Origin of the sequence: Cellvibrio sp. pealriver (assembly GCF_001183545.1) — a bacterium.
In the GTDB taxonomy this organism is placed as follows: Bacteria; Pseudomonadota; Gammaproteobacteria; order Pseudomonadales; family Cellvibrionaceae; genus Cellvibrio.
On sequence record NZ_KQ236688.1, the window covers coordinates 2,367,782 to 2,380,617 of the forward strand.

Annotated in this window: 11 protein-coding genes; all 11 read right to left on the minus strand. The window is 47.0% G+C overall.

Features of this window, described 5'->3' with window-relative positions; translation table 11 throughout:
- Positions 1-7: 7 nt before the first annotated feature.
- Positions 8-796, minus strand: a complete 789-nt coding sequence (pstB, locus tag VC28_RS10295) for a phosphate ABC transporter ATP-binding protein PstB (protein ID WP_049630554.1) — start codon at positions 794-796, stop codon at positions 8-10.
- Between the two features lie 84 nt (positions 797-880).
- Positions 881-2,569 carry a phosphate ABC transporter permease PstA gene (pstA, locus tag VC28_RS10300; RefSeq protein ID WP_049630555.1) on the minus strand — a complete coding sequence of 563 codons (1,689 nt, stop codon included), beginning with the start codon at positions 2,567-2,569 and terminating at the stop codon, positions 881-883.
- Positions 2,570-2,597: 28 nt separating this feature from the next.
- The gene (locus VC28_RS10305) at positions 2,598-4,889 is read right to left on the minus strand and encodes an ABC transporter permease subunit (protein ID WP_049630556.1); all 2,292 of its coding nucleotides are present in this window, start codon (positions 4,887-4,889) and stop codon (positions 2,598-2,600) included.
- Between the two features lie 153 nt (positions 4,890-5,042).
- Positions 5,043-6,014 carry a PstS family phosphate ABC transporter substrate-binding protein gene (locus VC28_RS10310; RefSeq protein WP_049630557.1) on the minus strand — a complete coding sequence of 324 codons (972 nt, stop codon included), beginning with the start codon at positions 6,012-6,014 and terminating at the stop codon, positions 5,043-5,045.
- A 195-nt stretch (positions 6,015-6,209) separates the two neighbouring features.
- Complete coding sequence (locus tag VC28_RS10315) at positions 6,210-6,626, minus strand: ClpXP protease specificity-enhancing factor (protein ID WP_049630558.1); 417 nt, start codon at positions 6,624-6,626, stop codon at positions 6,210-6,212.
- Positions 6,627-6,734: 108 nt separating this feature from the next.
- Positions 6,735-8,969 carry a ubiquinol-cytochrome c reductase gene (locus VC28_RS10320; protein ID WP_049630559.1) on the minus strand — a complete coding sequence of 745 codons (2,235 nt, stop codon included), beginning with the start codon at positions 8,967-8,969 and terminating at the stop codon, positions 6,735-6,737.
- A 1-nt stretch (position 8,970) separates the two neighbouring features.
- A complete protein-coding gene (petA, locus tag VC28_RS10325) occupies positions 8,971-9,570 on the minus strand; it encodes a ubiquinol-cytochrome c reductase iron-sulfur subunit (protein ID WP_049630560.1) in 600 nt (199 codons plus the stop codon).
- Positions 9,571-9,853: 283 nt separating this feature from the next.
- Positions 9,854-10,243 (minus strand): 30S ribosomal protein S9, encoded by a 390-nt coding sequence (gene rpsI / locus VC28_RS10330; RefSeq protein WP_049630561.1) that lies wholly within the window; start codon positions 10,241-10,243, stop codon positions 9,854-9,856.
- Between the two features lie 11 nt (positions 10,244-10,254).
- Positions 10,255-10,683 carry a 50S ribosomal protein L13 gene (rplM, locus tag VC28_RS10335; protein WP_049630562.1) on the minus strand — a complete coding sequence of 143 codons (429 nt, stop codon included), beginning with the start codon at positions 10,681-10,683 and terminating at the stop codon, positions 10,255-10,257.
- 124 nt (positions 10,684-10,807) lie between these two features.
- A complete protein-coding gene (gene zapE / locus VC28_RS10340) occupies positions 10,808-11,956 on the minus strand; it encodes a cell division protein ZapE (protein WP_049630563.1) in 1,149 nt (382 codons plus the stop codon).
- 86 nt (positions 11,957-12,042) lie between these two features.
- Positions 12,043-12,708, minus strand: a complete 666-nt coding sequence (locus tag VC28_RS10345; RefSeq protein WP_053094187.1) for an alpha/beta hydrolase — start codon at positions 12,706-12,708, stop codon at positions 12,043-12,045.
- Positions 12,709-12,836 lie beyond the last annotated feature (128 nt).

Consider the following 12,836-nt stretch of genomic DNA (forward strand, 5'->3'; position numbering starts at 1 on the left):
CTCCGCATTAACCGTAACGGCCGGTGATGTAATCTTCAGTTTGTTTTTTACTTGGGTTGGTGAAGAGCGTGTCAGTCAAATCATGCTCAATCAAATCGCCCATGTACATGAATGCGGTGTAATCCGATACGCGCGCAGCTTGCTGCATGTTGTGGGTCACAATCACAATGGTGTACTGATTTTTCAATTCGTTGATCAGCTCTTCAATCTTCAATGTTGAGATAGGATCAAGAGCCGATGCAGGTTCGTCCAACAAAATCACTTCCGGTTCAATCGCAATTGCGCGGGCAATCACCAAGCGCTGCTGCTGACCACCAGACAATCCAAATGCGTTATCGTGCAAGCGATCTTTTACTTCATCCCAGAGCGCTGCACCGCGCAATGATTTCTCTACAACTTCATCGAGAATCCGTTTGGATTTCACACCTTGTAAGCGTAGACCATAAGCAACATTTTCATAAATAGATTTGGGAAATGGATTGGGTTTTTGGAACACCATTCCCACTTGGCGACGCAGTTCGGCAACGTCAACACTCTTGTCATAAATGTTGCTGCCATCCAGCAAAATTTCGCCTTCTACACGGCACGCATCAACCAAATCATTCATCCGATTGAAACAACGCAGCAGCGTTGATTTACCGCAACCGGAGGGGCCAATAAATGCAGTGACCTTTTTTTCCGGAATTTTCATATTGACAGCGTTTAGCGCACGCTTTTGGCCGTAAAACAAGTCGAGGTTTTTAACTTCAAGCTTGATCGATTCTGCTGATGCAGTTGGCAATGCTGTTGGGCTCATAATCGGGGCCTGTTTAAGACTCGGTTAAATTTTGATTAACAATATATTTCAAATAGATGACAAATTTATTACAAAGCCCGGAGATTAATCCGATGCGCTGCGATACTTCTCACGCAAATTATTGCGGATTTTGATTGCAGTAATATTCAACGAAACGATTAACAAGACCAATGTCAATGAAGTCGCGTATACCAATGGACGCGCCGCTTCTACGTTAGGGCTTTGGAAACCCACATCGTAAATATGGAAACCCAGGTGCATAATTTTTTGGTCAAGATGCAAGTACGGATAATTTCCATCAATTGGCAGCGCAGGTGCCAGCTTCACCACACCAACCAACATCAACGGCGCAACCTCGCCTGCCGCGCGGGCAATGGCTAAAATTAATCCGGTCATCATCGCTGGCGTTGCCAAAGGAACGACTACCTTCCACAGGGTTTCTGCTTTGGTTGCACCCAATGCAAGACTGCCTTGGCGAATCGTACTTGGAATGCGCGACAATCCTTCCTCAGTAGAAACAATAACGATTGGCAATGTTAATAACGCCAGTGTGAGTGATGCCCAAAACAATCCCGGCGTACCGAATGTTGGTGACGGCAGTGATTCTGCATAAAACAATTCATCGAGGCTGCCACCCAGTGTGTATACAAAAAAGCCCAAACCAAATACGCCGTACACAATAGAGGGCACACCGGCAAGGTTGTACACAGAAATACGGATGATTTTCAAAAAGGTTCCCTGCTTGGCATATTCACGCAAATAAATCGCGGCGAGAACACCAAAAGGAGTAACCATAATTGACATCACAATAACCATGGTCAGGGTGCCGAAGATCGCAGGGAAAATACCGCCTTCGGTATTAGCCTCACGCGGTTCATCGCTCATGAATTCCCAAAAGCGCTCAGCGTACTGACCAGTTTTGGCAAAAACACCCATTTCATTCGGACGAGTTACGCGGACAATATGATCAAATGCAATGACCACTTCTTTTCCATCCGCCGTGCGCGCAACTAATTGATCACGTGTTGCTTGCGCCAGAATTTCATCGCGCTCTTTTTTAATCACATCGTATTCTGCTTCCAGTGCGGCGCGGCGCTCTGCAAACTCAGCATCGGCACTCGCCATTTTTGCACCGGTTGCACCACCCAACTCCAAGCGGCGGCGCTCCAAACGCAACTCATCCATTTTGTTGTTGATGCGACCAATATCCACTTTTTCGATACGGCTGACTTTGTGGTGTAAATCGAGTGCACGCTCCAAACGTTGGTTGAGTTGATCCCAAAAATCCGCGCTCTTTAATTCACTGACAATTTTTCCCTGTTCTTTAATTAACACTGGATAGCCGTAAAAATTACCCCACTCGCGACGCTCGATTGAGATTGCATCGGCGGGGTATTGCCATTCATCCATCCCGGTTTCAAGAAACCAGGAAAAATCGCGGCCATTAACATCACGGTTACCCATTTTGAACAAATAGCGAGTGATTAACTCTACATCCTGCGCAACGGTGTAACCGCCATCGCGTGCTACCGATGCAGGAATGATTTCATCGCGCACTACTTCACCCATTATGATCTGGCGATTGCCATCGCGATCAACAACAGATGTTTGCAAAATGTCAGCCGGCCAGAAGTGACCAAAACCACGCACGGCAATCAAGCCCAGCAAGCCCAGCACCATCAACATACAAATGGCTACCGCGCCACCGTTTAACCAGATCCAGGGCGAACCGCTGCTGAACCAGGATGTTTTTCGTTTCAATAAATTTTTCATCACATTTTTCCGAAAAAGTTATCCAACATTACAGATTGCTGTAGCGTTGACGTAAGCGCTGACGAATAACTTCAGCCAAGGTGTTCACAACAAAGGTCAGTGCAAGTAACACTAATGCAGCAAGGAACAACACACGGAAATGTGTACTGCCAACTGCGGTTTCCGGCAACTCCACTGCGATGTTCGCAGACAAGGTACGCATGCCTTCGAAGATATTGAAATTAACTACAGGACTGTTACCCGTCGCCATCAACACGATCATGGTTTCACCTACAGCACGACCAAAACCCATCATGACGGCCGAGAAAATACCCGGGCTTGCGGTGGGCAGTACTACACCCACCATGGTTTGCCAAGGCGTTGCGCCCAAGGCTAATGAACCTTGTGTGAGATGGCGCGGCACACTGAATACCGCATCTTCTGCGATAGAAAAAATACTGGGGATTACCGCAAAGCCCATGATGATGCCAACAACCAATGCATTGCGTTGATCGTAGTTAACGCCATTGTCGGTAAACCATTGACGCATGCTGCCATCAAAAAACCAGATTTCGGTTAACGGGCTCATTGCAACACAAGCCCATACAGTCGCAACAATCGGCAACACAACAATCACCGCCTCCCAGCCTTCCGGAATGCGATTGCGGATACTTTCCGGAAATTTGCTCCAGATAAATCCGGTAACCAACATAATGACGGGCAACAAAATTAAAATACTGAAAATGGCTGGCAAATGGTTTTCGATAAAAGGCGCGAGCCATAACCCCGCAAGGAAACCAAGAATTACCGTTGGTAAAGCGGCCATAATTTCGATGGTAGGTTTTACAATACCGCGCAATTTAGGCGTCATAAAATAGGCGGTATAAATCGCGCCCATGACACCCAGCGGCACAGCAAATAAAATCGCAAAAAACGCCGCTTTCAAGGTACCGAGAGATAACGGAACAAAACTCATTTTTGCTTCAAAGTTATCGCTACCGGATGATGCCTGCCAAATATAATCAGGCTCATCGCGCCCTTCGTACCACACCTTTTGCCACAGCGAACTAAATGAGACTTCCGGGTGTTTATTCCAAACATCCAGCAGCGCTAGATTTTTGCTTTCATCAATCATTAATGCGCGATTGTTGATTGGAGATATCGCAATTTTATTAATTGCTTTATCACTAATAGATTCATTGAATAACGTGCGATGGGAAGTACCGTAGTAAATTCCGATATTGCCTTTGTCATCGCCCGCCCAAAAACCACGACGAGCAAACTCGGGTGCAAAACCGGTAACGGAACCCTCTAGTGAATCGAAATCACGCACATGCGTTACATGATATTCATTGTGGGGATCGCGCACTAAAAACCATTGGCTGACATGCCCTTCACTGGTACCAACGACCAATGATCCGGTACCGACTAAAAATTGCATCGCAGTAATTTTGCCATTCGCCACTACGACGGCTTCTTTGCGCTCTGCATTGGATGGGCTAATAATTTTGTATAACACCATCTGTGATTTATCAGTCGCTATCACTAAATGTTGTGCGCGCTCATCAATTTGCATATGAGTACCAGTAACACCTTGAGGCAACGGAGGCAGGGTAAAAATTTCCTGCTCCAGCGTCACTGCACCGGTAATTAAATTGCGGCTGCTACTGAATACACCTAACAGCAAACGATTATCTTCCGTCAGTGCACCAATCAATGTGCCACTGGAAGTCTCCTGAATCGCCAATACTTTTAATGCTGCACCCTGTGCATCAAGCTGGATAGGTTGATCGCCCAATGGAAATTCAAGGCTGGGGGTAATTTGACGTTTATCATTTGGATAACTTAATGCGTATTCGGTTTTTGCAACGGCAACCTGACCATTGCTGTAACCATAAGCAACCAGTCCGTGATCGGCTGTACTGGTGGCCAATACTGAAAAACTAGCACCATCCGCTTTTGGCATTTGGGCTGATAACAAAGTTTTTCCATCATCAACCGTAAAAAAACTGACTGCACCGCTGCGCTTGAAGTTGCCGCCGATTTCTTCATAGCGTTCAAGCGTAAGAAATTCAGTTTCGTCCTCTGGTGCGTTGTGCAACGCTTCGGGCGTATAGGTTTTAACAATCTCAACCGATGCACCGCGGAATAGCGGAGCAATTTCAGAGAACAAATAGAAAAATATCAGCCCTAATGAAAACACAACTGCCATACCGGCAGTCATTACTCCATACCGTGAAAGGCCATCCTTAAATTGACGGATACGGCGCAGACGTGTGCGCTGTTCGAGTGTCGGCATCAAGCTGACAGATTCTTTTACCAATTGGGCGGGTTCGGACATGATCTGCTCACTGTTAATCTTATGGCTCGGGAATCCTAGCAACCAAAAATGACACTTTTGTTACAAAACCAGACTTCGCTGTCATTTTTCTGTAACACAGTTTTTCAGGGCAAAAAAAAGCCGCCCGGCAAGGCGGCTTTCATTCGGCGACAATTACTTCTGCAGCTCAGCAAGTGCTTTGGAAACCATTGTCTCTGGCAGCGGGATATAGCCATCGCGCACAACAGTTTCTTGGCCCTGCTTGGATAGAATCAGCTTCAAGAACTCAAGTTGCAGGGTATCCAGCTTACGATTCGGGTGCTTGTTGATATACACATAAAGAACACGCGCTAACGGATAGGTGCCATCCAATGCGTGTGCTGCATCTGGCGTAACGAAAGGCTGGCCATCCTTTTTGGACAATGGCAGCGCACGAACACCAGAGGTCACATAACCAATACCTGAGTAACCAATACCGTTGATTGACTCTGAAACACCCTGAACTACTGAAGCAGAGCCTGGCTGTTCATTGATACTGGATTTGAAATCACCTTTACAAAGTGCTTCGTCTTTGAAGTATCCGTAAGTACCTGATACTGCGTTACGGCTATAGATGGTGAAATCGCGATTCGCCCACGCACCTTCCAGACCCACTTCACCCCAACGGGTAATATCTTTTGGCTCGCCGCATTTGCGGGTAGCAGAGAAAATGGCATCTACTTGTTGCAGAGACAAACCTTTTATCGGGTTATCTTTGTTGACATATACCGCAAGAACGTCGATCGCTACGGGCACAGCCGTTGGCTTGTAACCATGCTTGGCTTCGAATGCCTGTATCTCTTCAGACTTCATCTCACGGCTCATCGGGCCAAAATTAGCGGTGCCTTCAATCAAGGCTGGTGGCGCAGTTGAAGAGCCAGCGCCTTGAATTTGGATATTTACGTTTGGATACCACTTTTTAAAATCTTCTGCCCACAGCGTCATCAGATTGTTAAGGGTATCTGAGCCTATTGAGTTCACGTTTCCTGATACACCGGTGACAGCTTTGTATTCAGGCAACTTTGGATCAACAGCGGCCTGCAGCGCAGCGGTGCAAACCATAGAGCCAGCAAGTACCAGCCCTTTGATAATGTTCTTGGCGTTCATAGAGCGCTCCGTTAGTCATTGCGTAGATTGGTTGTGTGGCAAGGCTTGCCTCACCACTGAAAGCTACTCTAACGGCCAAATATGACACTAATGTGACCGCGCGATATTTTTGTCACAAATATGTCGCACAAACGTCACAAATAAGCTCCAAAAACAAAAACACCAGCCGCAGCTGGTGTTGTTAGAAGGTGGTCGTTATTTAACGACACGTAATCCTGGTCGTTTTGCCCCATCACTAACAGGCTTGACCGGTGGTGTGGGTGAGACAGGTGGCGGAGCGGGAGGCTGGGGATTGGCTTCTGGTTCAAACATCATCCCCTGACCATTTTCCCGAGCATAAATCCCTAAAATCGCCCCGCATGGAACATAAAGATTATTAACAACACCACTAAAACGGGCATTAAAAGAAACTGCAGTGTTATCCATAAATAAATCTTTCACAGCACTGGGCGAAATATTCAGGATGATCTGCCCATCCTTGTTTACATGCTGCTGTGGTACTTGGGTTCCCTGTACATGAGCATCAACAAGAATATGGGGGGTGCAATTGTTATCCAGTATCCATTCATAGATGGCTCGCAAAAAATAAGGGCGGCTGGATGACATGGACATAAGCAGTTTTCCTTGGAATAGAACAATACCAACAAATTACAGGGATTTATCCACAGACTCAAACAAAAAGGGCGACCTTAGTCGCCCTTTTTGTTTGCTCACCGATTATCAGTGAATGTCTCTCCAGAACTCGCGATTCAGGAAGTAGACAAAGATAAAGAGAATAACCAGGAAGCCCAACACGTAAAGACCAATTGACTGGCGCTTTACAGCAATAGGCTCGGCAACATACTCCAGAAAATTAACCAGATCGTAAACAGCCTGATCAAATTCAGCCTGGGACATGGTGCCTTTGATTTTTCCTTCCTTCAATGCGCCGCAATGTTCGTCCATTTCAACCTGACCAATATCATTACGCAACGCACCGCCGTGATGATTGAGTTTTGGTCCAGCGCCACACTCCAGCAAACCCTGTGGCCCAATCAAAACATGTGGCATGCCCACATTCGGGAATACACGGTTATTAACACCCCATGGGCGAGTTTCATCCTTGTAGAAATTACGCAGATAGGTATAGATCCACTCTGGAGAGCGAGCACGAGCAACAAGTGTCAAATCCGGTGGAGCTACCCCAAACCAGACCTTGGATTGTTGTGGCTTCATAGAAATATCCATCAACTGACCAATACGCTCGTTACCAAAAATCAAATGCTGCTCCATCAAGCTGTGTGGAATATCCAAATCATCAGCTACGCGCTCATAACGTGAGTATTTAGCAGAGTGACACCCCATGCAGTAGTTAACGAAGTACTTGGCACCGCGCTGCAGAGACTCTTTATCCTTTAGGTCGGGCTCCATAGCATCACAAGGAATAGCACCACACTTAAATGCACCTTCTGCAGCAACCGCCTTAATTGGCACAATTGCCAGAATCAAGAACAGCACAAAACCGGCAGCAACCAATAACCCAGGCAAACCCTTGGCTTGAGTGCGTGTAGGCTCTACCAGATCTTTATCGCGCGCAGCCAACAACGGTAATACAGCAAAAATAGCTGCCAAGACAAAGCAAAGCACTAACAGCAACGCTGGAACATCGCCACCGATGTAATCAATCCCCATCCAGGCAAAAATCACGGCAAACACACCACACAGAACCCAAGAGACTTTTGACTTGGCTTTTTCTGGGCTGGTAGTAGTCCATACGGGCATGGTCAGGAAGTATGCAAAGTAGAAAGCGGTAGCAATTTGCGATAACAAGGTTCTACCTTCAGTTGGCGCTTTAACACCCAAGTAGCCCAGCACTACGAACATTGCAGCAAATGCAATTAACATAATGCGCGGGATATGGCCACGATAACGCATGGATTTGACCTTGCTACGATCCAACCATGGCAGTACAAACAAGATAGCAATAGCTGCACCCATGGCCACGAAACCTAATAATTTCGCAGTCAACACCATTGGCCCCACTTCAATTTGCAGGGTTACTGCACGCAGCACTGCATAGAAAGGAGTGAAGTACCAAACTGGGGCGATATGGGTTGGCGTTTTCAGATTATTAGCTTCTTCAAAGTTAGCGTACTCAAGGAAGAAGCCGCCCATCTCAGGCATAAAGAACATGATGAAGCAGAAGGCAAACAGGAACACAGTGATGCCAACCAGATCGTGCACTGTGTAGAAAGGATGAAAAGGAACGCCGTCACGCGGAATGCCGTTTTCGTCTTTGTTCTTTTTGATTTCGACGCCATCGGGGTTGTTAGAACCCACTTCATGCAAGGCCAGAATATGCATAACAACCAACGCCAGCAATACGATAGGCAAGGCCACTACATGCAAGGCAAAGAAGCGGTTCAGGGTAATGCCAGAAATCAGGTAATCACCGCGAATCCACTCAACCAAATCATTGCCTACAACCGGAATAGCGCCAAACAGAGAAACGATTACCTGTGCGCCCCAATAAGACATTTGCCCCCAAGGTAATACATAACCCATGAAGGCTTCGGCCATCAGCACGAGATAAATAGTCATACCAAAGATCCACACTAATTCACGTGGAGCTTTGTATGAACCGTACATCATGCCGCGGAACATATGCAGATAGACAACGACGAAGAATGCTGAAGCACCAGTAGAGTGCATGTAACGCAAAAGCCAGCCGTAATCTACGTCACGCATGATGTATTCAACAGATGCAAACGCACCTTCGGCGGAGGGGGTGTAGCTCATTGTTAACCAAATACCGGTTACCAGCTGATTGACCAACACCAATAAAGAAAGCACGCCGAAGAAATACCAGAAATTGAAATTTTTGGGCGCATAATATTTGCCCATATGGGTATCCCAGGCACGTTGTACCGGGAGGCGTTTATCAACCCACTGCCACAATCCCACTAACCAATTCATATCAAGCCCCCTGGTCTTCGCCAATCACAACAACAGCATCGCTCTCATATTTATGAGGAGGAACTTCCAGGTTCAGCGGTGCAGGTACGCCGGTATATACGCGGCCAGCCAGATCATATTTGGAACCATGACATGGGCAGAAGAAACCACCTTGCCATTTTTCGCCACCCAAATCGGCTGCCCCAACATCAGGACGATACATAGGAGCACAACCAAGGTGCGTACAAATCCCAAGCAGGATTGCAAACTCTTTATTGATTGCGCGCTCCGGGTTCTTGGCGTATTCAGGCTGCTGAGGCTCATTGGATTCAGCATCCAGCAACACGCCTTGCTGCTCTACTTTCTTCAAGCTATCCAGAGCAGCTTGCGTACGGCGAACAATAAACACAGGCTTGCCGCGCCACTCAACAGTAACCATGGCACCTGGCTCGATTTTGCTAAGGTTGTACTTTACTGGCGCACCAGCAGCTTTTGCCTTGGCACTCGGGTTCCACGAACCCACAAAAGGAATAGCAGCACCCACTGCACCAACCGCACCCACTGCACACGTGGCTCCGATTAATACGCGACGGCGCGTTTTATTTACTGCGTCATTACTCATGACGATTTTCTCCCCTAAACACGGCTAGCAAATTGCCTAATATATCGTCCAGCGACTTATCACAAATACAGCTCAAAGACTGGCGAAATAAGGAATATTGGGTGACTCAAGAAAAGGCGGGCAATGGTAATGAATTAACGCACTGCTTACAAGAATAACCACACACAAACAGTGGGTTATAAGCCCGCAATTTTAGACGTAAAAAAACGCCCAAGCCAGTAAAGACTTGGGCGTTTTTTGATGATCATCAACCAGCCAGCAAATAACTGACCGGTAAAAATCATTAACGCTTGGAGAATTGCGGCTTCTTACGCGCTTTGCGCAGACCAACCTTCTTACGCTCAACTTCACGAGAATCGCGAGTAACGTAACCAGCTTTACGCAATTCGCTACGCAGAGACTCATCGTACTCCATCAGAGCACGAGTCAGGCCGTGACGAATAGCGCCCGCCTGACCAAAGCTACCGCCACCAGAGACAGTAACATTTACGTCAAATTTTTCTACCAAACCGACCAACTCCAAAGGCTGGCGCACTACCATGCGCGCAACCGGGCGGCCGAAGTACTCATCCAATGGACGATCATTAACAATAATTGCACCAGTACCAGCAGTGATGAATACACGTGCGGTAGAGGTTTTGCGACGGCCGGTGCCGTAAAATTGTGCAGACATGTCAGCTCCCCTTAGATGTTCAGTTCTTTAGGTTGCTGAGCAGCATGTGGATGCTCATTACCTGCATAAACTTTCAGTTTTTTGAACATAGCACGACCCAGTGGACCTTTCGGCAACATGCCTTTAACAGCAGTTTCGATGGTGCGCTCTGGCGCTTTTTCAATCAACTTTTGGAAGCTGATAGATTTAATACCACCCACAAAACCAGTGTGAGAGTAGTAAATCTTGTCAGTCGCTTTACGGCCAGTCACGCGCACTTGAGCAGCATTGATCACAACGATGTAATCACCGGTATCAACGTGTGGGGTGAATTCTGGCTTGTGCTTGCCACGCAAGCGTGAAGCAATTTCCGCAGATAAACGGCCGAGTGTTTTTCCCGCCGCATCCACGATGAACCAGTCATTAACGACAGATTCTGCTTTGGCAATATAGGTCTTCATGTTATTCCTGCCTAATTGGATGTGGAACTAATCTAAATGAATAAAACAACCCCTAAAATAGGGAGGCGGCATACTACACAGCCAGTGCTTGCTTTTCAACCGCTATTTACAGCCTGATGGATGGTTATTCCGGGCGATGAGGGCGAGCGAGGTACTCATGGCTTTGCATCTCAAGCAAGCGACTAACGGTGCGCTGGAACTCAAAATCCAACTTTCCTGTTGCGTACAACCCAACTAAAGGTCTTGCAGCCGATATGACCAGCTTGACTTGACGATCGTAGAATTCATCAACCAAATTAACAAAACGCCGCGCCTGATCATCTTTTTCACGCCCTAAACCAGGTACATTACTCAGGATCACGGAATGGTATTCCCGCGCAAGTTCAATGTAATCATTCTGCGAACGGGGACCATCACAGAGATCAGCAAAATCAAACCAGGCAACTCCTTCAGCCAGATAACGTGCACGTATCATACGGCCTTCAACTTCCAACTCAACGCTCTCACGAATATCGCTATTGGCAGACACCAAACTCTTAAAACTGCACATCAGGCTCTTATCGGCCTCATCATCCAAAGGAGAATGATAGAGCTCAGCTTGTTCCAGCGCCCTCAACCGATAATCAACTCCACCATCCACATTGACGACAAGGGTGTGCTTATTGAGCAAATCGATCGCAGGCAGAAAGCGTGCTCGCTGCAATCCGTCTTTGTACAAACCATCCGGAACGATATTTGACGTAGCCACTAAAGTAACACCGCGAGCAAACAACTCTTCCATTAATGTCCCAAGAATCATGGCATCGGTAATGTCCGATACAAAAAACTCATCAAAGCAAATGACTCTCGCTTCTGATGCAATGATATCAGCTACTTTTTTTAACGGATTTTTCTGGCCATCCAGCTGCTTTAACTCAGCATGCACACGACGCATGAACCGATGAAAGTGTGCGCGCATCTTTTGCTCAAAGGGCAAGCTTTCAAAAAAATTGTCCATCAGATAGGTTTTGCCACGACCTACCCCACCCCAAAAATACAAACCGCGCACCAACTCCCGCTGCCTGGGCTGGATAAATCGTTTTATGAGCGCACCAAAACCTGACGATTCCTGCTCTGTGCGCCATGCAGCAACCAATTGCTCATAAAGACGCTGCAAGTGCGCAACTGCATCGGCTTGTGCTGCATCATGACGAAAATCCGAACGAGCCAGATCGCGCTCGTAGCGTTGCAAAGGAGAAAGAAGAATAAGGGAAGAAGAAATAGAGGTTGTCATATATCGGGCAGGTTCATTAACACTGGCAACCACTGTAACGATAAGTTATCAGCAGCGCTATCTTATTTCAGTTGCGTCAACGCAGATCAAAGAGCAGAAAGCTGCCTTAACAAAATCACCGTCAAGTCGGCTTTCAGCTGAGCTAAATAGCCATGAAAAAAATGCCCAGCTTCAGGATAGCGCAATAATTCAGCAGGGCTACCCAAGGTATCGATCCAAGCATAAACCCCTTCTGCAAATACGCGCTCATCCTTGTCCCCTTGAATCACCGTCAGCGCACAAGGAAACCGGCCATCGCAATCATAGGGATAGCGTTCCACGGGTGGTGCAACCAAGGTGAGATGCTGAACGCCATCAACCTGATAACAGGCCTGTGCTGCAATAGAGGAACCAAATGAAAAACCTGCAAGCAGGAGCCCAACACCCGGCATGGCTTGCTTGGCCCATTTGAGCACAGCAAGCAGATCCTGTAATTCGCCAATAGCGTTATCAAAACAGCCTGCGCTTTTGCCTACACCACGAAAATTAAAGCGCAACACGTGAATACCAAGATCACGATACGTCCGCATTAATGTGGTCACGACCTTATTGTCCATAGTGCCACCATGAACAGGATGAGGATGACAAATCACTACCAACCGGTTTTGTCCCGCAAAATGACCGGCTTCATCCCCCTGATGAACGCTAGATTCTATTTGACCTGCAGGCCCGGGAATCAAGACCTGCTCTTCTTTTGCGAATGGAAAATTCATCTACAGCCCCAGCAATAAAGTGCGCACACGCACAGCACGATAATTTTTGCCCATTTTAATGAGAAAATGGACTTATAATAGAGATATCAATGTCTTCGGCTGCATATGATTCATAAGGCAGCCATGCT

Bases quoted from the DNA above. Each gene is read 5' to 3' on its own strand.
- pstB (WP_049630554.1), bottom strand. From the start codon at position 796: ATGAGCCCAACAGCATTGCCAACTGCATCAGCAGAATCGATCAAGCTT.
- pstA (WP_049630555.1), bottom strand. From the start codon at position 2,569: ATGAAAAATTTATTGAAACGAAAAACATCCTGGTTCAGCAGCGGTTCG.
- VC28_RS10305 (WP_049630556.1), bottom strand. From the start codon at position 4,889: ATGTCCGAACCCGCCCAATTGGTAAAAGAATCTGTCAGCTTGATGCCG.
- VC28_RS10310 (WP_049630557.1), bottom strand. From the start codon at position 6,014: ATGAACGCCAAGAACATTATCAAAGGGCTGGTACTTGCTGGCTCTATG.
- VC28_RS10315 (WP_049630558.1), bottom strand. From the start codon at position 6,626: ATGTCCATGTCATCCAGCCGCCCTTATTTTTTGCGAGCCATCTATGAA.
- VC28_RS10320 (WP_049630559.1), bottom strand. From the start codon at position 8,969: ATGAATTGGTTAGTGGGATTGTGGCAGTGGGTTGATAAACGCCTCCCG.
- petA (WP_049630560.1), bottom strand. From the start codon at position 9,570: ATGAGTAATGACGCAGTAAATAAAACGCGCCGTCGCGTATTAATCGGA.
- rpsI (WP_049630561.1), bottom strand. From the start codon at position 10,243: ATGTCTGCACAATTTTACGGCACCGGCCGTCGCAAAACCTCTACCGCA.
- rplM (WP_049630562.1), bottom strand. From the start codon at position 10,683: ATGAAGACCTATATTGCCAAAGCAGAATCTGTCGTTAATGACTGGTTC.
- zapE (WP_049630563.1), bottom strand. From the start codon at position 11,956: ATGACAACCTCTATTTCTTCTTCCCTTATTCTTCTTTCTCCTTTGCAA.
- VC28_RS10345 (WP_053094187.1), bottom strand. From the start codon at position 12,708: ATGAATTTTCCATTCGCAAAAGAAGAGCAGGTCTTGATTCCCGGGCCT.